The organism is Mucilaginibacter agri (assembly GCF_009928685.1).
Taxonomy (GTDB): Bacteria; Bacteroidota; Bacteroidia; order Sphingobacteriales; family Sphingobacteriaceae; genus Mucilaginibacter; species Mucilaginibacter agri.
Map to the genome: position 1 here is coordinate 178,153 of NZ_WWEO01000040.1, position 22,600 is coordinate 200,752.

Consider the following 22,600-nt stretch of genomic DNA (forward strand, 5'->3'; position numbering starts at 1 on the left):
AGGTATCAACCCAGTATTGATCAAATAAAGAAATAAGAAAATGAAAAAATATATAAGCGGGCTTGGCTTAGTAGCAGTGTTATTAAGCGCCTGTTCGGTATCGAAAGATATCAAAGCACCAGCACCAGAGGTACCTGCTACGTTTCGTAACGCAGCGGCGGTAACTACTGGCGACACCAGCAGCATAGCCGATATCCAGTGGAGGCAATTTTTTACCGAACCTGTTTTGCAAAAGCTGATCGACAGTGCTATCATCAGAAACTATGATGTGCAGATCGCGGTTAAAAATATCGAGTCGTCACAATTATTATTTAAACAGGTGAAATGGAATTACGTTCCCGAAGTTGCGCTGAATGTAACAGCTAATTCGCAGCGTCCATCTGATAATAGTATCACCGGTTTAAGTATTAATCAATACAACATTGGTACACATCATATTGAGGATTACTCTGCTAATCTTTCCCTTTCTTGGGAGGCAGATATTTGGGGTAAGATCCGCAATCAGCAAAAAAGTGCGTTGGCAAGTTACTTGCAAACTAACGAGGCTAAAAAGCTGATCCAAACCAATATTGTGGCAGGGGTATCACAAGGATATTATAACCTGCTGATGCTTGATGCACAATTGGACATTGCAAAAAGAAACGTAAGGTTGAACGACAGTACTTTGCGTATTATCAAACTGCAATATGACGCTGGTCAGGTTACTTCGTTAGCGGTACAACAAGCCGACGCACAGCGATTAGTTGCTGCAGGTTTGGTGCCACAGTTAGAGCAGAACATTACCATACAAGAGAACGCGCTTCGAATTTTAACAGGTGCCTTGCCAGATAAAATTGAACGAACTGCAAGTTTGGATCAAATCACTATTCCAGACAATATCAGTACCGGCGTAGCAACGGCGGTAGTAAGCCGCAGACCCGATGTGCGCAGCGCAGAGTTAGCGTTGAATATAGCCAACGCCAACGTTGGTATTACCAATGCGAACATGTATCCGGCTTTAAGGATTACTGCGAGCGGAGGTTTAAACTCATTCAAATCCAGCAACTGGTTTAATATACCTGCTTCGCTATTTGGTATAGTAGGCGCCAGCGTGGTAACACCTTTGCTTGACCATAAACAACTGAGTACGCAATATAAAGTGGCCAAGGTTGATCGTGAGAAAGTAGTGTTGCAATTCCGCCAGTCGGTATTAAATGCTGTTGGCGAAGTGTCTAATGCTTTGGTGAGTATCGAAAAACTCAAAGCACAACAGGCTATCGCTGCTGATAGAGTAAGTACGCTGCAAAAAGCCACCGGTAATGCCAACCTGCTGTTTAGAAATGGTTTGGCAAATTACCTGGAGGTAATTACCGCGCAAAGCAACGTTTTGCAAAGTGAGCTGGAGCTGGCAACCATCAAAAGAGACCAGCTAAATGCTGTGTCTGAGCTTTACCGCTCATTAGGCGGTGGTTGGAAATAAGCAAAATTAACTCCAGATATATCGAGAAAAAGCGCCCTTCTGTTATGAGGGCGCTTTTTTAGTTTGTAAGCCTAATTTGTCATTCAGAGCGCCAGCGAAGAATCTTCTTAACCATGCTTGCGCGCTTTTATACCGCAGAAGATTCTTCACTACGTTCAGAATGACAAAATGTTAACTTAGCCCCAACTAATTTATATGGAACCTACTATCATCGCCGACTACCAACAGCGTGCCCTCGAAGCCAAAACCCAGTTTACCCGATACGAAAAGCTGGCCAACCAGTATTCGCTTTTGCGATTGGTAATTTTTGGGCTAATCGTTGTCGGCATTTATTTTGGTGTGGTTTACAATGATATTGCCATTGTAATAGTGGCCTTTATACTCCTCGGCCTGGGTTTTGCCTGGTTGGTATCAAAACAAAGCGGTTTCGAAGAGGAGAAAAAATATTATCAGGATCTTACTAAAGTAACAGAGAACGAAATCGCAGGGATAACCACCCGTGCCAACTTATACGATAACGGCAACAGCTTTAGCGACGATAAGCATTTCTACACGGCCGATCTGGACATCTTCGGGCATTTATCCCTGTTTCAAATGCTTAATAGGGCAGCTACATTTGCGGGCAGGAGCAGGCTTGCCTTTTGGTTGAGCAAGCCATCAGTTAAATATGTGATCTTAAATAGGCAGGATGCTGTTAAAGAGATAGCCGCCAAAAACAGCTGGAAACTGGATCTGCAAGCAAGATTAGTCTTCGCCATTGCGGAACCGGGCAATCACCTCGAGCAACTGATTACGTATCTAAACGTTCCGCTCAATTTAAAGGGTGAAAACTGGTTAAGTAAATATGCTAAAATAGCCCCTTGGTTATTATTGGCTGCAATTATTGGTACCTGGTTTTACTATCCGGTTAAAATGCTGGCAGTGCTGATAGGACTTACCAACATGAGTATCATCTTCTCGAGAGCCAAAGCAATTGCCAAAACTGATCTTATTGCAGGTAAAATAGGCAAGATATTGGGCAACTATGCGTCGGCATTTGAGGGGATAGAACAGGAGGATTGGGATGCCGATTACAACAGCAATCTTGCTTCATTTATCGGAAAGGACGGCACTTCGGCAAGGATCAAGGAGCTTTCGCATCTGATCAACAAGCTTAATTATCATCTTAATCCATATATCGGTTTCTTCCTTAACCTGTTCCTGCTTTGGGATATTCGCCAGATTATCGCCATTGAAAACTGGAAGCGTAACAACCGCCAAAACCTCGAGAAAGCCTTTGATGTTATTGCTGAATTTGAAGCACTGATCAGCTTATCGAGCATGCACATTAACAACCCGCAATGGGCGTTTCCTATTATTGTCGATGGTGCCGCCTACTCCATAACAGCCAAACAGATCGCGCATCCGCTTATCAATCCCGACTACGCGGTTAAAAATGATTATGAGTTGGAGGACACCTACAAGATCGATATTATTACGGGTTCTAACATGGCCGGCAAGAGTACTTTTTTACGAACCATTGGCATCAATACCGTGCTGGCCTTATGCGGTGCGCCTGTTTGTGCGGAGAGTATGGCCGTGTCCGTAATTACTATGGTAAGTTATATGCGTATCAAAGATTCGCTTAACGAGAGTACCTCTACCTTTAAAGCCGAACTCGACCGCTTACAAATGCTTTTAGCCGCAGTTGAAAGCGACGAAAAGATCTTTTTCCTGATTGATGAAATGCTGCGCGGTACCAATTCAGTAGATAAATATTTAGGCTCCAAGGCCGTGATTGAACGTTTGATCAGCAAGAATGGAGTGGGGCTTGTTGCCACCCACGATTTACAGATTGCCCATTTGGAACAAAAATATCCCGATTATGTGCGTAACTTCTATTTCGATATTCAGGTGGTAGATGGTGAAATGTTGTTTGATTACAAGATTAAGAATGGTGAATGTAAAACCTTTAATGCATCGCTATTGCTCAAACGCATAGGGATAGATACAGAAGCTAGTAATTGAAAGTAACCTTCGCTACAATCATTCGCCCCGGAATTTTATATACGCTATTGGTATAGGTATTAGCCGATAAGTATGCTGTACTGTATGTTTTGGTGTTTAGTAAGTTAAGTGCGTTTAACTCTATGTCGATCTTACTTTTGGTAAAACGATAACGGCCGTTAAAGTCGGCGAAAGAATAATTAAGGTCGTTCATATTGGGCTGATGGGTGTAATAGTTATCGCCCGACAGCGTGAAATACAAACTGCTTATCGGTACATAAGTTATGGCCGCGTTATGCTGTAACTGGTTAAAAGCATTTCCCGGTGCAGCCGATGATTGGCTGACGTTATGGCTGAAGTTGATCTTGTAGCTGAAATTTATGGTGCTGCTTACCTTGGTTTCAATGCCTGCGTTAACAGTTGTGATCTTGTTTTGATAAGGTAACAATTCACCGTTAAAGATCTGGTTAGAGCGGCTCGACTGCCATGATGCTCCGCCGCTAAAAGTGGTATGCAAATCGAAATTATATTTACTAATGCTACCCATAATCATCCAGCTATCAGTCGAGTTTTGATAAGGCAATACAATTCGCTGTTGAAAGTTGGGCGTAATGTTGCTGTAGGCAATATTATTGGCATCGGTATGGCTGTAGATGGTGTTAATGCCAAAGAAGAACATATCGATAGCCTTACGGTAATTAAAGCCCAGCCCGGCGTTTTGCGTTTTGGTTTCGGTTAGTCCGGCATTGTTAGCATACAGACTGCGATAATTTGTTAATATGTACCCCCGGTAAACGTTATTTATGTCGCCAATGTTGTTGCGATAATTGTAGCTCAGGGTGATGTAGTTTTCAATGCCGGTTAAGTATTTTAGGGAAACCTGCGGATTTACGTATAAGCGTGTAAGCGATTCGTCGAGCTGGTAAAGCGGTTCTTTATAGCTGGTTTGCTGTAGCGTAACAGGCACGGTAACAGCAAGCTTTAACTTTTTACCAGGGATGTCAAACCCTGCTTCCGCAAAGAATTTTTTACGGGTCCAATCGAGATTGTTGGCAGCGCTGTCAAGCGCCGGACGGGTGCTTTGATCATTTTGAACCGTATACAATAAAGAGTTTAATTGCTGCGACTGAATATTAAAACCCGCCTTGTATTTCTGCGTGATCAAATCGCCGGGTAGTGTAAATAGCACATAGTTGTTAGTTGCCCACGTAGGCACGTTAACGGTTTGCACCAATTGTTTATAAGGTTGGCTGTTGTTAAAAATACTAGCGTTTAGCCCCGGTTCAATGGTGCGAATTTCGGGTTCGGTAATATGATCAATGTAGGAGTAGAGGTTAACAATAGTGCCCGATTTCAGCGTCTGCATAAAACTTAACTCGTTGGAGAAATCGCGGAGGTTATCCTTTAGTTTTTGATTAGCGCTGTTGCCGTTAGTAGTTAGTGCCGAGTAACTGGTGTTGTAATTTACATCGCCCATCAAAGCATCGTTCAGGTAAAACTTTTCTTTGTTAATGTTCAAATTAAACTGGGCATGCAGCAGGTCTGGGCGTTTCTTGTTTTTCTGCACTTCAGTATAGGTAATAGTATCGCCGGGTAGGTAAGTCTGTGTCAGCTTTTGGTAGTCCTGCTTTTGGGTATCGTGCAGGTAAGATATATTAGCCTTTAATTGCACATCTTTTTTAATGTTCACCAGGTTGTTGAGATTAAGTAAGCCCGATTGATTGAATAGATACCGGCTGGTGGGCAGATTAGGGTTACCAGCCGCACCCAAAGAAAGCTCAGTAGTAGGTTTATTATTGTCTACACGACTGTTATACTCACTCATATTATGCGATGTGAGGTCCCATGCCACATCATTGCCAGTGTTATTGCCCTTCAGATAGTTTATCGCCTTGTATTTATCCTTCAGCATAATGGCGTTAATATTTTCGTCGTATTTACCCGGCAAGCCGGCTCCGATGGTAGCCTGTCCCATCAGTTGTAATTGGGCTTCTTTTTTTATGGTGATATTTAAGGCTACATCATCGCTCAGTACCTTGTTCTGCAGCATCTTTACCGGTTGGTGATTTTCCATTACCTGCACCTTATCAACCGCGGCGCTGGGGATGGTGCTTGTGGCAATGTTATACTTGTCATCTAGTAAATTATCACCACCGATATAGAAATTGGATATAGACTTGCCGTTGTAGCTGATCTTGCCGTTGGCATCAACCGCAATACCTGGCAGCTTTTTAATCACATCCCCAATCACCCTGTCTTGCGGACCGCTGAAGTCCGATACCTTGTAGTTCAACGTGTCGCCACTGGTGCGTAAGCGTGGGCGATTGTCTTTGACGGTAACCGTTTTTAGTTGATGGTTAGTCATCGAGAGGGCGAAATTATAGGGTGTGTTAAGATCCGTAACAGGTTTGCTTTGTTTGGTAAAGCCAATGCAACTCACTTCAAGTATCAGGGTCTTTTTGTCTGCGTCGGCAGGTACAGCGAGGCTGTACATACCCCTATCATTACTTACCGTATAGGCGATAATGGTATTGCCACCGGCTTTTAGGTTAACGCCTGCAAACGATACCACCTTGCCCAGGCTATCTTTAACCGTTCCATGCAATGTTTGCGCGTAGATAGTATGTGCCGATAGAAGCGCCCACAAAAACAATAAGATCGATATGATTATCGCTTTCATTTTTTCTCAGGTAATTCGATAGGATTATTAATAGTGCGGCTAAAGGTGTTGTCGCTTTTGGTGATATTGATTGACTTGATCTTGCTTACATCAATATTATCCATTGGTGACCGTGAGCTTTTAGTAGATGGCATTTTGCTAAATGCCGCTGGGTCGGTTTTTTGCAGATCCTTTAAGCGAACAAGTTCTTTATCGGTAGTCCGGATTACGTCATTTGGCAGGGCAACAGTCAGATTTTTCTGGCTAACATCTTCCATCCCTGCAAACTCAAATATTACTTCCTTTTTGCTGTCGGTGGCTTGTACAATTAGGCCCGGCAATCCATTTAATTTCCATGGCCCGCTATGAAACGGCAGGTCGGCGCAAAACCAAGCCTCATAATCACGACCTTTAAAATGTGCCGTCGCTTTTTGGCAATGCAGGGTATTGATGGTTGTTGTATCATTAGTTATTGTCCATTTAAAAGCCGGGAGGGGCTCCTCTGTCAGGTAAAAGTTGATCAGTTTTTGCTTAACGAACATCTTTCTTTCTGCTGTAAACAGAAAGTATTCATTCTCGGCAACTGTGCGCATACCTGATATAGTAAGGTCGACATGATTAGGATCGGGAGCATTTTTAAATTGCTGGCTGATCTCATTGTTCATCCTCTCTATTTGTAACCGCGCATCAATGCTGATGTAGGCGCTGGCGTTGCGGCCGAGCAGTAACTCCAAATTCTCTTTGTAAGGCTTTTCCCTCTGGGTGGTATCCCTAATATGCGTAAAGTGATACTTAACCAAAGCCTGTGCAGGCTCTGGTTTTTGGGCGTAAACAGAACTGACGGCCAATAAAAGGGCGATAACCGTATAAAATAGCGATTTCATAAAGTGATTATGGTTTAGGTTATTATTTCTTTTCGTCCAGTTCTATAGGATTGTTATTTACAGGTTTAACGGAGTTGGGCGCCGACTGAATTTTAATTACCGGACCTTGGCCACCCGGAACCACCATGCCAGAACCCGCCACTGCCGACTGAATAAATGCCTGCGGATCTTTGTCGCGCATTTCTTTTAAGCGGGCAAGTTCTTTTTCGGTACTTCTGATGCCTTTTTCGGGAAGGGCAATCATATAATCTGGGATGTTACCGTTGCCGTTGTTGGCGTCGCCAAGTACAAACACTTTCACGCCCGGCATAGGCGCTGCATCTGCAACTGCGGTTTTAACGGTAGTGTCTACAGTTTCAGTTCCGTCAAACTTAAATACAATCTCGTTTTTGGTGTCAGCGGCTTGCAGTATTAATCCCGGTAAACCATTCAGTTTCCAGGGGCCTGCATGGAAGGGGAGGTCGGCGCAGAACCAGGCCGTATAGTCGCGGCCTTTAAAATGAGTGCTTGCTTTTTGGCAATGGTAGCCACCAATGGTTAAAGTGTCGTTACTTATTTTCCATTGAGGGGCGACGGCGGGTTCTTCGATAATGTAACTGTTAAACACCTGTTCCTTGCGGAACGCCTTGTGTTCGTTTAGAAAGTAAAAATACTCTGTAGTGGTGCCGGCATTGCCTTTCATATTTACGTTGAAGTTTTGCGGTCCACCGGCACTTTCTTTCATCTGCTTCGCGAGGTCGGCCTGCATTTGGGCCGAACGCAATTTGCGGTCGAGGCTTTTGTATACACTGGCGTTGGCACCAACTAAAAGCATCATGTTTTCGGTATAGGGCTTATCCTTATTCAGGGTATCTCGCACATGGGTAAATTGGTAGTGGACTATTAGTTTGGCGGTGTCTGCTTTTTGTGCAAATGTTGCCTTAGCTGCCAGTAGCAGAGCTGATAAAATGATATGTTTCGGTTTCATAACGTTTGATTAGTTAAGGAATAATCAAACATAACTAACTGTTTAGTTATATACAACTAATTAATTAGTTAAAAAATGTTAAAAGAAATTCGTTTAGCTCGAAAGGTCTGTGTTTGCTATTTCTTTTTCCTCTCGGATAGCTCAATAGGGTTGTTAATTTTTAGAGCACTAGTCTCATCTGAATGCATTTTGGCTAGCGACTGTACCATAGCGTCTGGGGGCGAAGGTACTCCGGATGCAATCATCGATGCTCTGACAAACTCTTCCGGATCTGTTTCACGTAACTTTTTAAGTCGATCAAGTTCCTTTTCAGTGGTTTTAATCCCTTTTTCGGGCAGCATAATAATATACTCGGGATTTTTATAGTCTATGCCCTGCACAATTGTTGTTACACTTACACCCGGCGTTCTGGTTAGCATTGGTGCAGGTTTTCTTGCTGGGATTAGCATCGATGCTGTAATTGGTGAAATGCCGTCAAATTTAAATAATACTTCATTTTTAGAGTCGGCGGCTTGTAGAATTAATCCAGGTAAGCCGTTGAGCTTCCATGGGCCAGCATGAAAAGGTAGATCGGCGCAGAACCAGGCTACATATTCGCGGCCTTTAAAATGGGTGCTCGCTTTTTGGCAATTATAACCTCCAATGTTTAAGGTATCTTTAGCTATTCTCCATACGGGAGAACTAGCAGATTCTTCAATTAGGTAAGTATTAAAGACAACTTCTTTTCGATAGGTTTTGTGCTCGTTTAAATAATAGAACCACTCCGTTGTTGAGTTCGACGACATAGTTGTAGCGTTTGAAAAATATGCGCCTGCAGTCCCCTGTTTTAATAGGTTTGCCTGTAGCATCTCAAGCCTCCGCCTGCGATCCAGGCTTTTGTATACACTAGCGTTGCGACCGACGAGCATCATCATATTTTCGGTGTAGGGTTTGTCTCTGTTCATGGTATCGCACACATGAATAAACTGATACTGAATTACAAGTTTAGCCGTATCGGGTATTTGCGCTATCGCGGTTCTGAAAAGTGTTAGTAAGGCGAGTAAAATCGCCGTTGATGATTTCATGATTTAGGTTAATTTTCCTATTAAACCAAAAACTTAGTCATTTATTATTTCGCGACAAATTTTTGTATGGTATTACTGTAGGAGGAGAGTTGTTTGATAATCAATGTTTTGATGGTTGTTCAATGCAAATCAATTAACGCATTATCAATACCTGTGTATAATTTATATACGTTACAAATTGTACTACGGTAGCCATTATGTTACATTAGCAACTATATTTATCGGCAATAGCGAGAGCCATTTATTCGGGCTAAAAATAAGGTGATGTGTGTGAGTGGTTTGTTCCGGATGGGCTTTACGAGGCATCACTTAAACGCATTAAACTATGGATAATTTTTTAGCCGCCCGTTCGCAAATGGCCGTTTCATTGGGCTTTCACATTGTGTTTTCGTGTATCGGTATGGTTATGCCGTTTTTTATGGCGGTGGCCCACTTTTTATGGTTGCGAACCGGTAACGAAAACTATAAGAATATCACCAAGGCCTGGAGCAAGGGCGTTGCCATATTTTTTGCAACCGGGGCAGTATCGGGTACCGTATTGTCTTTCGAACTAGGTTTACTGTGGCCGGAGTTTATGAAACACGCCGGACCAATCTTCGGGATGCCTTTCTCTTTAGAAGGAACTGCGTTCTTTATAGAAGCCATCGCGCTCGGTTTCTTCCTTTACGGCTGGAACACCTTTAATCGCTGGTTCCATTGGGTTACCGGGGTAGTGGTAGGGGTAAGCGGTATTGTATCGGGTATATTGGTGGTAGCGGCTAACAGCTGGATGAACAGTCCCTCGGGATTTGATTATATAAACGGTAAGTACACCAATATCGATCCAATTAAAGCTATGTTTAATGATGCCTGGTTTTCGCAAGCCCTGCACATGACCATTGCCGCATTTGCCGCAACCGGTTTTGCTGTTGCAGGCATCCATGCATTAATGATTATCCGTAAACAGAACGTAGGGTTCCATGCTGCGGCGTTTCGTATTACCGCGATGTTTGCTGTGGTAGCAGCAATTTTGCAACCTTTAAGCGGAGATATTTCGGCCAAATTTGTGGCAAAAAATCAACCAGCTAAGCTAGCGGCGATGGAAGCTCATTTTAAAACCCAAACTTATTCGCCATTAATTATTGGGGGCGTACCTGATACCAAAAATCAGGAAGTAAAGTATGCGGTTGAATTACCGGGTATGCTGAGTTTGATGGTGAATGACAAGTTTGACTCGGAAGTAATTGGCTTAGATAGAATACCTGTTAAAGATCAGCCGCCGGTTGCAGTTACCCATTATGCTTTTCAGATTATGGTAGCGGCTGGCATGGTGATGCTGGGCATAAGTTTATTGTATCTACTGGCCGTATTTAAATTCAAGCAATGGCTCAGTAAAGAATGGCTATTTAAGATCTTTGTTGCGGCCACACCCTTAGGCTTCCTGGCTGTAGAGGCCGGGTGGACGGTTACAGAAGTTGGCCGCCAACCCTGGATCATCCAAGGCGTTATGCGCACTGCCGATGCCGTTACGCCGATGCCCGGTATTATGTATTCATTCTATCTGTTTACCGTGGTATATTTTTCGCTGGCAGTAGCGGTTACATTTTTGCTGGGAAGGCAAATTAAAATGGTACCAGTAATTTACGATCACACCAACCTAAACTTACAGTCATGATCTATGTAATTATCGGTTTTTTATGGGTGTCGCTATTAATATACCTGCTGATGGGCGGGGCAGATTTTGGAGCCGGTATCCTCGAGCTGTTTACCGCTAAAGATAATAAATCGCACGTGCGTAAAACATCTTATCAAGCCATTGGCCCAATTTGGGAGGCTAATCACATGTGGCTTATCATTGCTGTAGTTATATTATTTGTTGGCTTCCCGCAGGTTTACACAACGGTTTCGGTTTATCTGCATATTCCGCTGGTTATTATGCTGATGGGGATTATTGCCCGGGGCACAGCCTTTTCTTTCCGGAATTACGATGCTATTAAAGACAACATGCAGCGGGTGTACAACAAAATATATGTGTACTCCAGTTTTATTACGCCTTTGTTTTTGGGGGTGATTGCAGGAAGCGCGGTTTCGCGCAAAATTGATACAGAATCAAATTCCTTCCTTTCGGCGTATGTATACGATTGGTTTAACTGGTTCTCATTTTCGGTAGGATTCTTCACCGTTACGCTTTGCGGCTTTTTGGCTGCCATATTTTTAGTGGGCGAAGTAAAGGATGAGATTTCTAAACAAGCCTTCCGTCGTAAAGCAGTGAAAATGAATGTAGCAATGTTGATATGGGCGGTGATTTTGTTTGTAGCATCCATTGCAGATGGAATACCGCTTTTAAACTGGCTGTTCGGCAATATTATTTCGTTGCTCACCATCATTAGCGCGGCAATCGCTTTAGTGTTTTTGTGGATCGCTATTGTTAAAGACCAGGTTGCGATTATGCGTCTGATAGCCGGGTTTATGGTTACTATGCTGCTTATTGCAGTTACTTATGCCCATTACCCAAACATCGTACTGTTAAAAAATGGGGACGAACTGTCGCTCTTAAATCATAAAGCTCCCCAAAAAACAATTGATTCGCTTGGCATAGCATTATTGATCGGCAGTTTGTTTATTTTGCCTGCATTGTTCTACCTTGTGTATAGCTTCGGTAAAAGAAAGCACGGAACAGCACATCACAATTAATAAAGGATATTTTAAACAACTAACCGTTGTAATCCTTTATATATACCTAAGAGCGAAATAAACTGAATGAACTATCAAAAACTGGTAGATAAAATAGCCAGATATGTGGCGAAATATTTTGATGAGCACCCTCGTCCCGAATTAACGTATCACAACTTTGAGCATACCGAATACGTGGTTAAGGCGGCCTGCAAAATAGCAGAACACTACCAGTTAAGTAATGAAGATCTGTTTATTCTCACCGCTGCAGCGTGGTTTCACGATGCCGGCTATTTGGTGCAACAGCACGAGCATGAACATTGCAGCACACGTGTAGCACAGGAGTATTTAGCTAAACACGATGTGGATCCCGCCATTATTGATCAGGTATCAACCACAATTATGGCCACTTGTATGCCTCAAAAGCCAACTACGGTTTTAGGCCAGATTTTGTGCGATGCCGACTTATACCATCTTTCTAAGAATTCATTCAAAAAGAAAAGCGAAAGCCTTCGACAGGAATTAGAAGCGGTGCTTAACCGTACCATAACTCAGGAGCAATGGTGGCCGGATACGGTTTCCTTTATGGAGCACCATACCTACACAAGCGATTACGGCCGCAGGGTACTTGCAGACAAAAAGGCTGAGAATCTGGCATTGCTGAAAGCAGAGATTGCAGCCAATACCAAAATCGAAGAACTTCACCAAAAACATGAAGAAGAACTGAAGGCTGATGGTATAGCTACAGAGAAGGATCAACCTAAAAAGAAAAAGAAAGACCGCCCGGAGAAGGGTATCGAAACGATGTTCAGGATAACATCGAGCAATAATCAACGACTTAGTGATATGGCAGATAAAAAAGCGCATATCCTGATCACCGTTAATTCTATTATTCTATCAGCTATTATTACGCTGGTGCTAAGGAAGCTGGACGAAAGTACTTTTTTGCTGGTTCCTTCGTCAATATTATTGCTGGTTAGTTTGGCATCTATGACGTTCTCTATCCTGGCCACAAGACCTGCCGTTCCCAACGGAACTTTTGACCAAAATGATTTGGATAACCATACTGTTAACCTTTTATTCTTCGGTAATTTTTATCGCATGGATCTCGACAAGTATGCCGACGGTATGAAAATGGTTATGGAAGATAAGGACTTTTTGTATGGTACATTGGTTAAAGATGTGTACTCGCAAGGCGCGGTTTTGGGACGAAAATATCACCTGCTCAGATACGCATACAACATTTTTATGTATGGCCTTATCGTGGCTATTGTCGCGTTCATTGTAGCCTCCGTGATCTTCCAGATGAACGGTGGCGAGTCTTACGTTTAGTGTCTAAAAGCGCGGCCGGAAACCGTATTGTCAATATTTATAGCTCCAATATCAACTCAATGTAATTGAAACGCTAATTTCAATGCAATGGACTAACCCTTGATAAACAAATTCGTAATATTATCCATCGAAACTTATTTTGCCTTGCGATAGATGATGCCGCCGTGGCGCACCCCGCTCTGAAATATGGTTTCGGAATACAATACACACCTTACTTATGCGCAAAATATATACACTGATTATAGCAACGTTTGCATGGTTTTCTGTGCAGGCGCAAACTGCTCCGGGCAAAGCTTTTCCCGATAGTATTGTTGTTAAAGTACATCCCTCTTACGATAATGTAACCGGCATACACCGTTGGCTTTTTGGCGAAAATTATCGTAAGGAGTGGGCTGCTTCGGTAAAACTTCCTGTGATACATATTTCGCAGGTTTATGGCGGTCTGCATCCGCTAAGAGAGGGCGGTGGCATGCAATCTAAATCGCTGCGATTGGTAGATAAAAGAGGCGACGAGTGGGTGATACGCAGTGTAGAGAAAACCCCCGATAAACTATTACCAGAAGACTTTAGAGGAACCTTTGCTATCGACTGGTTAGATGACGCCATGAGCGGTCAGCACCCGTTTTCGGCCTTAGTGATGCCGCCATTGGCCGAAGCTGCACATGTGCGCCATGCAAACCCGGTGATAGGGGTTTTAGCGTCAGACACTGCTTTGCATGAGTATAACCCGAAGTTTACCGGCCTTGTTGTTTTGCTTGAGGAGCGTGAACCGGGAGGCGAATCGGATAATACTATCAAGATGTTAAATAACCTCAAGGCCGATCATGATGTACGCTACGATGGTGATGCTTTTTTACGTGCCCGTATGCTTGATCTGCTGGTTGCCGACTGGGACCGCCACGAAGATCAATGGCGATGGATAAGCCATAAACAGAATAAAGAGAAAATTTACGAACCTGTTCCGCGCGACCGTGATCAGGTATTCCACGTTTCCCAAGGTGTATTCCCAACCCTGGCAACTTTGCCGTGGATAGACCCCTTGCTTGATGATTTTGAAGGTGATATTCCTCGTCCCCAATACTCGTTGTTTAAAACCCGTTTTATGAGGCCATACCCCGATGCCCAGATCGGTTATGAGCATTGGATGCAATTGGCAAATGAGTTTGTAAAAGCAGAAACTGATGAGGTATTGGAGGCTGCGCTTCGCCGCCTACCGCCCGAGGTGTACAAGATGCGCCACGATGAATTGATAGCCAAACTTAAAAAACGTAGAGACAATGTCCCGGTTGCGATGGACGAGTACTATCATTTCGTTAATAAAAATGTCGACATCCGTACCAGCGATAAAAACGAGCTGGTAACCATATCTGATGGGCCGAACAACGGCATGCATGTTGTAATTACCAAGCTGGATAAGAATGGCAAGCCAGGTGTAGTAATTATGGATGCGAATTATGCTCCTGAAATTACCAGGGAAGTAAGATTATATATATCGGGAGGCGATGATAAGGTGCAGGTAAATACTAATACCTGCGACGTTAAATTACGCATAGTTGGCGAGTATGGCAGCAAGACTTACGATGTTAAGCAAGCGAGCAATAACATAGATGTTTACAGCAGAAAAGATAGCGTGCAATTTACAGGGGATGCCAGCAGGCTGAACAGGCATTTGAGTAATGATACCTCGAATACGCATTTTGTACGAAGCAATGGCTACAACGTGTGGATGCCATTGGCAACAGGTTCTATCAACGCTGATGATGGATTTTTGTTAGGTCTGGGTTTTAAGTACACCGGTCAGGATGGCTTTCGCAAAGTACCCTACACTACGGTGCAGCAATTAATGTTGACTCACGCTTTTGCTACCGATGCATTCCGCATTAACTACCTTGGCGAATGGACGCAGGTTATCGGGAAGGCAGATTTTACCCTAGCGGCGTTTATCAAGGCACCCAATACAGCAAACTTTTTCGGCCGTGGTAACGAAACTACACTGAATAAAGATGGCGATGACTATCGCAGGTTTTACCGCACGCGTTTTAATACTTATGAGGTAGACCCTGCTTTACGCTGGCATTTAGGGGTTGGTAATACCATTAGCGCTGGTCCGTCATTGCAATACTATCACATGGACGAAAGTAAGAATGCCGGCCGGCTGATCACTTTTCCGAACCGGATCAATTCGTACGACAGCACAACCGTTAATCAGAATAAAACACATTTGGGCGTTATCGTAAACTTTATCAGTAATCATAGAAATAGCCTGGTGCTGCCAAATAAGGGTTACTATTTCAGCGTTCTGTTGCAAGGATATGAGGGATTGAATGATTACGCGAAATCCTTTGCCCAGATCAAGCCTGAGTTTACTATCTATCAGAAACTGAATTCGAGCGGCACATTTGTGCTCTCGGACCGTGTTGGTGGTGGTGTGAGCATTGGTAAACCTGCGTTTTATCAATCCATGTTTTTGGGCGGCCAAGGTAACCTGTTAGGCTATTTGCAAAATCGGTTTGCAGGCCAGCATATGGTTTACAATAACCTGCAAGCCAGGTTAAAACTATTTAAGATTGCAAGCTACATTGTACCCGGCGAATTAGGTATAGGCGGGTTTTATGATGTCGGCCGGGTTTGGGTAAACGGAGAAAGCTCTAACGAATGGCACCAGGGCACAGGCGGAGGGCTTTATTTTGTGCCTGCCGGGGTAACTATTATTCAGGTATTAGCAGGGCACTCAAAGGAAGGTTGGTATCCTTATATTTCTTTTAACTTCAGGATCTGATATAATAAGTAATGCTTGCGGTTATCTACCCGCAAGCATTGTTTTAGCTCTGCTAAATATATTACCCTGGCCTGCGCGATTGCGGTAAGCTACAAAGAGTAGTGCAGATAGGATGCCGATAATACCCTCAATCCCCATGGCTATTCTTGGTCCCATTGAGCTGGCCAATACGCCGATCATTAAACTCCCTATCGGGATAACGCCTTGGTAAGCCATCACGTAGTAACTGATTGCTCGTGAACGCATGTTAGGTGCGGCATGAGTTTGTATAAAAGTATTGATGGCCGAAGTCTGCGCCATCATCCCGATGCCGGTAATTGTCATGAATACGAGGGCCACTGGGAGCATTTTAGCATAGGATAAGAATAGTACACTTGCACCGAACAAGAGGCTGGCAATGGTGATGATCTTCATTAACCCCTTATTGTTTTTGAGGTTAGCGAGGTAAACGGCACTGATTACAGAGCCTAAGCCAGCGGTACTCTCAAACCAGCTGAATGTTTTGGCATTTCCGTTAAAAATATCTTTGGCGAAGATTGGCATCAGGGTATTAAACGGTATCACAAACATACTGCTGATACCCAGCATAATAACCAGGCTGCTAATGTCCTTATCTCCCGAAACATATTTGAAGCCCTGTTTAAGTTCTGTCCAGATATCTGTTTGAGGTTTAGCTACAGCGGTCAGGTTCAGCTTCATCATAAATAAACAAGTGAGTACAGCGATATAGCTCAGGAAATTACTAATGAAACAGAAGTCTTCGCCCAGCGTACTCAATATGATACCCGCAACCGCCGGACCTGCAATACGTGCAATATTAGTCATGGTTGAGTTCAGGGCGATGGCATTAGGCAAATCTTCTTTATTATCCACCATTTCCACCATTAGCGATTGTCGGCAGGTGATATCAAAGGCATTGATCACACCCTGAATTAAGCTTAAAATTACAATCCCGGGTATGCTATAAAATTTAAAGAAAATCATGGCAGCCAATGCACCGGCCTGCAACATTGAAATTACCTGAGTATATACCAATACCTTAAAACGGTTGTGCCGTTCTATATAACTACCGGCATAAGGAGATAAAACCAGTGAAGGGATTAAGCTTACAAAACCTACAATACCCAACAATACCGCCGAACCGGTTAAGCGGTAAACCAGCCAACTAACGGCTGTTTTTTGCATCCAGGTGCCTATAAGTGATACGGATTGACCGTAGAAGAAGAGTTTAAAATTTCGGTATTTTAAAGATCTGAGTACATTCATATCGAGCGATTTTATTTGAGCTTTAAGCCGGCGAGGTAATGGGGGCTTGTTGCTGCTTTTCGTTGATACAAAAATCGGTATTATGATTACATTTGTAAAATAGATTGTTTTAATGATATTGATAGGTAAAAACGATTAATAATGGAACTAAGGCAATTAGGTTATTTTGTAAAGGCGGCAGAACTTTTGCACTTTACAAAGGCGGCAGAAGCGGTATATATCACGCAATCGACCCTCTCACAACAGATTAAATTATTGGAGCAGGAGCTAGGCATGCCATTGTTCGATAGGTTGGGTAAACATGTAAGTTTAACAGAAGCCGGAAACGTATTTTTAACCCACGCCCGGCGCATTTTGCTCGACGTTGACAAGGGCCGACAGGCCATAAACGATTTAAACAATATGCTGGCCGGTGAGCTGCGGATAGGGGTAACCTATGCCTTTACGTCACTCATTTTGCCGGTACTGCCTATATTTTCCAAGAAGTTCCCGAAACTCAAGATCAACCTCGAATACGGTGCGCCTGAAGATCTGGAGTTAAAGTTAAAGCAATCGGAGTTAGACCTTATTTTGGCTTTCCATAATCAAAGCAACGACCCCGATTTTGATTTGCAGCCACTTTCTAAATCAAATATTGTGATGGTGGTGGCTAAAACCAATAAGCTGGCTAGGCTAAAAAGCATCAGCCTTAAAGATGTGCTCGACTTTAATCTTATCCTGCCGGCCAAAGGGTTTAGCTCGCGCAATTTTGTTGACGAACTGTTTGAGAAAAAGAAAATCAAGCCCTCAATCCGAGTGGAGCTAAATGATATGCACTCACTTTTATCATTAGTGCAAAACGGCGAACAGGTGAGCATTATTAATGAAAAGGCGCTCATAGGCTGGGATAAATTAGTGGCAATACCCATTACGGGTAATAAGCTTTCACGGCAATCTTACATCATTTGGAACAAGGGAGCCTATCGCAAAAAGGCCGCGGTAATTTTTGCCGAAGAGCTTTTGAAAGTAAGCAATGCCCTGTAAATTTTGTTGGGTGCAAAGCAAAGTTGTATCTTATGCCTTAACTGAAACCCTTGATTACGAAATATGGTAGTAGAGACCTCCATTTTATGTATTGCATTGGTACTGGCTATTATTGCCTTTGTAATGATCGCCCATAAGCTTAAACTAGCTTATCCCATGGTTTTGGTGATTGGTGGTTTAGTACTAAGCCTGATACCCGGTTTACCCAAGGTGAGCATTAACCCCGAACTGATATTTATCATCTTTTTACCTCCGTTGTTGTTCGAAGCAGCCTGGCAAACTTCGTGGAAAGACTTTTGGAAGTGGCGTAGGGTCATAACCAGTTTTGCGTTTTTAATTGTGCTGCTTACCGCATTGGTGGTGGCAATTGTGTCGAGTAATTTGATACCGGGCTTTACCTTGGCGCTTGGTTTTTTGCTCGGCGGGATTGTTTCACCTCCGGATGCCGTTTCGGCCACGGCCATTTTAAAGAATATTAAGGTACCCAAACGCACCAGGGCCATCATAGAAGGCGAGAGCCTGCTTAACGATGCCTCGAGCTTAATTGTATTCAGGTTTGCGCTTATTGCCGTGGCCTCAGGCCAGTTTGTGTTTCATGAGGCCGCATTTAGCTTTGTGCTGGTTGTGGTAATGGGCGTAGCCGTTGGCTTAGGCATAGCGCTTATTTACTACGCCATACACAGATGGTTACCCACCGATGCCAATATCGATATTATCCTTACCCTCACCACTCCGTATGTGATGTACATCGTGGCCGAGAGACTGCATGTTTCGGGGGTGTTGGCGGTAGTGAGCGGCGGGTTGCTGCTCTCATCAAAAAGTCACCAGTTTTTAAGTACCACCAGCAGGTTGGCTATTAGCAACGTATGGTCGGCGTTGGGTTTTTTGTTTAACGGGGTGGTGTTTATGCTTATCGGCCTCGAACTACCCGAAATCATCCGGCAGTTGGGCGATATCAGTTTAATGACCGCTATCGGTTATGGCGTACTTATAACCGCGCTTTTAATGGTGTTAAGGGTAGCGTGTACATTTGGGGCATCTGTTTTTACGGTTTTCATCAGCAGGTACATCACCACAGCTGATAACCGCCCGGGATGGAAGGGGCCGCTGGTTTTTGGTTGGGCAGGCATGCGTGGGGTAGTGTCGCTTGCTTCGGCGTTGTCGGTGCCATTTTATTTGAGTAATGGGCAGCACTTTCCGCAGCGTAACCTTATTTTGTTTATCACTTTTACGGTGATCTTGCTTACGCTTTTGATACAGGGGTTAACGCTTCCGTGGGTGGTAAAATGGGTTAATTTAGATGACCCCGACCACCTTTTACCTGCTAACGAACTCAATACCCTTATCCGCAAAACCCTGGCACGGACCAGCCTGTCTTACATCAACGCAGAATATGCCGATGCGCTTAAAACTAATAAGCCCTTGCAGCAGTTGAAAACCATGTATGAAAATGAGCAATGTTTCTCGATGGACGACGACGGCAAATCAAAGGAATACCAACGCATTTATAATGAATTGCTCGACCGCCAACGGGCCTGCCTCGAAGAACTTAACAAAATGCCCCAGGCCGATGAAGAGCTGATTCGCCGGTATCATAGCCTGCTTGATATTGAGGAAGAAAAGGTAAGGATGCGTTACGCCAACGACGAGTAATTCACACCTAAAAGTGGTGCATGTGGTGCATTGCACCGCATGCACCACTGTGTTCCTACTTAAAAGTCATTGTTTTTGATTTTTTTTTGGCTTATTTTGTTGGTAATTAATTAGTTATGGGAATGACTTTAAAGTAGGTAAAATCGGCACAAGTTCCACTCTTAATTACTTTTAAGTCATTTTTATTCCAATTTGTCATTGCGAGGTACGAAGCAATCTCGTAACTATACAGGTTGGATATGCTTACCTTACGACGAGTTTGCTTCGTACCTCGCAATGACAATGTTTTGAGGTTCGGGGTTAATTCCCCAGCAACCGCTCTGCCCTCATCAAATTATCAGTCGACTGCAGGATCTTGTCCCTTAACTTCGGATTATAACCGGGGTTGTTTTTCAGAAACTCGGCTACCACCTGCACCGCTTCCTTGCTTTGGTAGTTGCCGAATATAGATCCAAGCCACGATTGAGGGAAAAAGATATCGCCCGTTTTCTGGATTTCTTCTAATAGCTCCAAGCTTTTAGGCAAATATTTCACTGATGTGCTTTGACGAAGCGGATGGTTTAAATAAGATAATGCGCTGGTAACCCAGGCTTCCTTTTGCCGGTTTTTTCGGTCGGATAGGCTATTGAAAAAGTTATCGCGCACCTGTGGGTCTAAAGACAAGGCAGGCATCATGAATTCTATGCGCTTTTTTCGATCGGTGTTGGTAATACGCTCTTCCTGTTGTTTTAAGATGCTGGTTGTGGTGTCGCTTTTCAGGGCTACAGAAAAGGCTAAGGAGGTATAATCTTCTTCGGTTAATTTAACCCCCGCAGGTGGTTGTTTTTGCAGCCAGATGTTGTAGATATTGCTTTGGGCAGCTGCACTCAAATAAACATCCTGGTAGGCCCTAAACAGTATCTTTTTGTTATTGGCCGCTGTCTGCTGTTGCATAGCTTCCCAGAAAGATTGCTCTACCCTGGTCGATAGGTTTTGCCTTGTCGCTGGAGTTACAAACTCCCAATAAATGCTGCCGATGTAGCCGGTAAGCATCCGCAGGTTCATTTCGTTTTTTTCAACTACAAGTCCCTTCATAAAAAGACTTAATAATTCATGGGGCTTGAAATAACGCCCTGCCAGCATGTTTTCATAAGCAGAAATATAAAGCGAAGCCCTTTGCAAGGGGCTTTCTATCTCAAATAAATTGCCTGTAGCGTTAACGTCGGTAGGGAACAAACCATAACCGATGCCATCAGAATTAAAGATTACATATTGTGGCTTGCCCAGGCCCTCTGCGGTTTTAACAGCCACTTTATCGCCCTGCATGTTTACAGTAAGAGTTTTACTGTTGGTGGGGTAAACCAATGTAATGCTAAATGCTTGCGGCCATACACGCTGTTCGCCAAATTCGGCATGCTGGGTTATCGTAAACTGGCTAATCTTGTTACCAGCATAGCTAATATGATAATCAAAAACCGGGCGGCCGGGCTGATTTACCCAAACCTTGTTCCAGGCATACAGGTCGGTTTTGCTGTGTTTGCTTAATATGGCGATCAAATCGTTCCATGTGGCATTGGTGTAGGTGTATTTTTTTAGATACTGCTGTATCCCAAGTCTGAAGTTTTCTTTCCCCATCAATAACTCCAGTTGGCGCATCATAATGGGGGCTTTGTGATAAATTATGTTGCCGTACATAGAGCCTGCATCCTGTAGATTATCCAACTGTTGGCGTATGGGGTTAGCGCCCTGCGTGCGGTCTATACCATAAGCGGCAGGATAGTGGTCTTGCAAAAACTTGAGGTTAAAAGTTTCGGTTCCCATCATTTTTTCGGTCACCTTATCGGCCATAAAATTGGCGAAAACTTCCTTCATCCATACGTCGTTAAACCACTCCATGGTCACCATATCGCCAAACCACATGTGTGCAGTTTCGTGCGAAATGAGGTTCGAGCGACTGATGAACTGGTCTTTCGTAGCACCATCATCCAAAAACAAGCTCGATGCTTTGTATTGCACTTCGCCCGGATGCTCCATGCCCCCGAACTGGAAATCGGGCACTGCCACAAAACCTACTTTTTGAAAAGGGAAGGGGATACCTGTCCAACCCTCTAAAAAGCTGATGGCGTTTTTATGGGCTATGAATACCGAATCGACACTTAGTTTTATTTTGGTTGGATCGGTTTCGCGGTATAAAAATTCGGCCGTATGCTTACCTACCGATTGCTTAACATCCGCGTATTTACCTGCAGTGAATGAAAATAGGTAAGTAGGCAGTTTATCCGAATTAGCAAAATGAAAGGTAGTGCGACTACCATTCACAACTGAATCCTTTTTAGCGCCATTTGCCAATACCTTCCATCCCGAAGGCACCTGCATGGTTAGCAAAAAACGGGCTTTCAGATCGGGCTGATCAAAGCATGGGAATACCGTACGTGCATGGTCGGGCACAAACAGCGCATAAAGATAATCGTCGTTGCGGTTAAGTGATTGGTCGCCTGTTTTAAATTTCAGCGCGATATTATTAACACCGGCATGAAGGTGTTGCTGGTCGACAATTACATGTTCGTTAAAAGCATTTACATCGATGGGTTTTCCGTTTACTATGAGGGATGTTATTCGCTCACCCGCTTGTTTAAAATCGAGTTGCAAAGGCTGAACTAGGGATTTTAAGGTAAAGCTAATGTTTTCCGTAGCGTCAATTAGCTGTGCTTTATCAGCCGGGATATCCAAATTTAAAGTGTATTGAATATTACTTACGGCGGTGCGCCTATAGGTAGCCAGTTTTAAGGAGACTCCCGTTTCTACCAAGGGACGAGCTCCCTGTGCAAAGCCCGAAGTTAAGCCGGTTAATAATAAAGCCGAGGTTAGGTATATCTTTAGTTTGGAGATCATTTTAA

14 protein-coding genes are annotated in these 22,600 nt (G+C 43.6%); 8 read left to right on the forward strand and 6 right to left on the reverse strand.

Features of this window, described 5'->3' with window-relative positions; translation table 11 throughout:
* Window positions 1–40 precede the first annotated feature (40 nt).
* Window positions 41–1,459 (forward strand): efflux transporter outer membrane subunit, encoded by a 1,419-nt coding sequence (locus GSY63_RS06645; protein ID WP_166585007.1) that lies wholly within the window; start codon window positions 41–43, stop codon window positions 1,457–1,459.
* Between the two features lie 195 nt (window positions 1,460–1,654).
* Window positions 1,655–3,466 carry a MutS-related protein gene (locus tag GSY63_RS06650; RefSeq protein ID WP_166585008.1) on the forward strand — a complete coding sequence of 604 codons (1,812 nt, stop codon included), beginning with the start codon at window positions 1,655–1,657 and terminating at the stop codon, window positions 3,464–3,466.
* On the opposite strand, the gene GSY63_RS06655 is transcribed toward GSY63_RS06650, so the two are convergent.
* The 4 genes from GSY63_RS06655 to GSY63_RS06670 form a co-directional block, all read right to left on the reverse strand.
* Window positions 3,456–6,125 carry a TonB-dependent receptor gene (locus GSY63_RS06655; protein WP_166585009.1) on the reverse strand — a complete coding sequence of 890 codons (2,670 nt, stop codon included), beginning with the start codon at window positions 6,123–6,125 and terminating at the stop codon, window positions 3,456–3,458. The genes GSY63_RS06650 and GSY63_RS06655 overlap by 11 nt on opposite strands.
* Window positions 6,122–6,988 carry a GLPGLI family protein gene (locus GSY63_RS06660; protein ID WP_166585010.1) on the reverse strand — a complete coding sequence of 289 codons (867 nt, stop codon included), beginning with the start codon at window positions 6,986–6,988 and terminating at the stop codon, window positions 6,122–6,124. Before GSY63_RS06660 ends, GSY63_RS06655 begins: the two co-directional genes overlap by 4 nt.
* A 22-nt stretch (window positions 6,989–7,010) precedes the next feature.
* Window positions 7,011–7,955: a GLPGLI family protein gene (locus GSY63_RS06665; RefSeq protein ID WP_166585011.1), complete on the reverse strand. Its 945-nt coding sequence runs from the start codon at window positions 7,953–7,955 to the stop codon at window positions 7,011–7,013.
* 116 nt (window positions 7,956–8,071) lie between these two features.
* The gene (locus GSY63_RS06670) at window positions 8,072–9,019 is read right to left on the reverse strand and encodes a GLPGLI family protein (RefSeq protein ID WP_166585012.1); all 948 of its coding nucleotides are present in this window, start codon (window positions 9,017–9,019) and stop codon (window positions 8,072–8,074) included.
* A 325-nt stretch (window positions 9,020–9,344) separates the two neighbouring features.
* On the opposite strand from GSY63_RS06670, the gene GSY63_RS06675 reads away from it, so the two are divergent.
* The 4 genes from GSY63_RS06675 to GSY63_RS06690 all read left to right on the forward strand — a co-directional run bounded on the left by GSY63_RS06675 (window position 9,345) and on the right by GSY63_RS06690 (window position 15,782).
* Complete coding sequence (locus GSY63_RS06675; RefSeq protein WP_166585013.1) at window positions 9,345–10,673, forward strand: cytochrome ubiquinol oxidase subunit I; 1,329 nt, start codon at window positions 9,345–9,347, stop codon at window positions 10,671–10,673.
* The gene (locus GSY63_RS06680; protein ID WP_166585014.1) at window positions 10,670–11,692 is read left to right on the forward strand and encodes a cytochrome d ubiquinol oxidase subunit II; all 1,023 of its coding nucleotides are present in this window, start codon (window positions 10,670–10,672) and stop codon (window positions 11,690–11,692) included. The genes GSY63_RS06675 and GSY63_RS06680 overlap by 4 nt, the downstream gene beginning before the upstream one ends.
* A gap of 66 nt (window positions 11,693–11,758) precedes the next feature.
* Window positions 11,759–13,003: a Pycsar system effector family protein gene (locus tag GSY63_RS06685; RefSeq protein WP_166585015.1), complete on the forward strand. Its 1,245-nt coding sequence runs from the start codon at window positions 11,759–11,761 to the stop codon at window positions 13,001–13,003.
* A gap of 217 nt (window positions 13,004–13,220) precedes the next feature.
* Window positions 13,221–15,782 (forward strand): BamA/TamA family outer membrane protein, encoded by a 2,562-nt coding sequence (locus GSY63_RS06690; RefSeq protein WP_166585016.1) that lies wholly within the window; start codon window positions 13,221–13,223, stop codon window positions 15,780–15,782.
* Window positions 15,783–15,803: 21 nt separating this feature from the next.
* On the opposite strand, the gene GSY63_RS06695 is transcribed toward GSY63_RS06690, so the two are convergent.
* Window positions 15,804–17,048 (reverse strand): MFS transporter, encoded by a 1,245-nt coding sequence (locus GSY63_RS06695; protein ID WP_166585017.1) that lies wholly within the window; start codon window positions 17,046–17,048, stop codon window positions 15,804–15,806.
* A gap of 141 nt (window positions 17,049–17,189) precedes the next feature.
* Between GSY63_RS06695 and GSY63_RS06700 the strand changes: the two genes are divergently transcribed.
* On the forward strand, window positions 17,190–18,071 hold the full coding sequence (locus GSY63_RS06700; RefSeq protein WP_166585018.1) for a LysR substrate-binding domain-containing protein: 882 nt from the start codon (window positions 17,190–17,192) through the stop codon (window positions 18,069–18,071).
* A 63-nt stretch (window positions 18,072–18,134) separates the two neighbouring features.
* Window positions 18,135–19,724 (forward strand): Na+/H+ antiporter, encoded by a 1,590-nt coding sequence (locus GSY63_RS06705; RefSeq protein WP_166585019.1) that lies wholly within the window; start codon window positions 18,135–18,137, stop codon window positions 19,722–19,724.
* A 300-nt stretch (window positions 19,725–20,024) separates the two neighbouring features.
* Here the strand turns inward: GSY63_RS06705 and GSY63_RS06710 are convergent, their stop codons facing one another.
* Window positions 20,025–22,595 carry a M1 family aminopeptidase gene (locus tag GSY63_RS06710; RefSeq protein WP_166585020.1) on the reverse strand — a complete coding sequence of 857 codons (2,571 nt, stop codon included), beginning with the start codon at window positions 22,593–22,595 and terminating at the stop codon, window positions 20,025–20,027.
* Between the last annotated feature and the right edge of the window lie 5 nt (window positions 22,596–22,600).